We start from the raw sequence: 1,185 nt of genomic DNA, 5'->3' as shown, positions 1-1,185 counted from the left end.
ATCCGGTGATGTGGCGAGATATTTTTATTGCCAACCAGGGAGCGACGCTGGATGTATTAGATCGTTTTAGCAATGATCTTGCGGTCTTGCGCAATGCAGTAGCGGCAGGCGATAGTCAAACTATGCTAGGCGTCTTTACACGTGCTCGTGCGGCACGGGAACATTTTTCTAAAGTCTTATCAGGGCAGTCTTATTTAAACGTTATGAATACTAACAATGTGATTTTCAAAGCAGGTTCTGGTCAGTCTTTGTCCGGTTCGATTCGTGTGGCGGGCGACAAGTCGATCTCGCATAGATCAATTATGCTAGGTGCCCTTGCAGAGGGCGTTACCGAGGTTGAAGGCTTTCTAGAGGGTGAAGATAGTCTCGCGACGCTTCAGGCATTCAGGGATATGGGGGTCGTGATAGAGGGGCCCCATAACGGGCGCGTAAAAATACACGGCGTGGGGTTGAATGGGCTGCAGCAGCCTCCCGGACCAATCTATCTTGGTAACTCCGGTACGGGCATGCGTTTATTTGCCGGACTTCTTTCTGGCCAGTCCTTCGATACAGAATTAACTGGGGATGAGTCCCTCTCTAAGCGCCCGATGGAGCGCGTCGCAGGTCCTTTGAGACTGATGGGTGCAATGATTGAGACGGCTGAGGGTGGGCGCCCACCAATGAAAATTAAAGGCGCTCAGCGGTTAAAGGGTATGCACTATGATATGCCTATGGCAAGTGCTCAGGTTAAGTCTTGTTTGTTGTTGGCGGGTATGTACGCCGACGGCGAGACCAGCGTGACCGAACCCGCGCCCACGCGGGACCATACAGAGCGTATGCTCAATGGTTTTGGATATAAGGTGGAGCGTGATGGCGCGACGGCAAAATTGACCGGCGGCGGCTCCATGCAGGGAGGCAAGATTGATGTACCTGCAGATATTTCTTCAGCGGCCTTCTTTATGGTAGCTGCGTCAATTACCCCAGGATCGGATTTAACGCTTGAACATGTTGGTTTAAATCCCACGCGTATTGGTGTGGTGAATATACTCCGCGCCATGGGTGGAGACATTACTATCAGCAACCAGAAAACGGTTGGTGGTGAACCGGTTGGAGATATTCGCATCAAACATGCCCAGTTGAAGGGTATCCAAATACCAGAAGATCAGGTTCCTTTGGCGATCGATGAGTTTCCAGTGCTTTTCATTG

Annotated in this window: 1 pseudogene; it reads left to right on the top strand. The window is 51.0% G+C overall.

What is annotated here, in order from left to right:
- Positions 1-1,185, top strand: a pseudogene (locus tag A3751_RS18295) (bifunctional prephenate dehydrogenase/3-phosphoshikimate 1-carboxyvinyltransferase); the annotation flags it as partial.

Source organism: Oleiphilus sp. HI0080, assembly GCF_001635135.1.
Note: the sequence above shows the minus strand (reverse complement) of the source record. Positions and strands in the feature narration are given on the sequence as shown.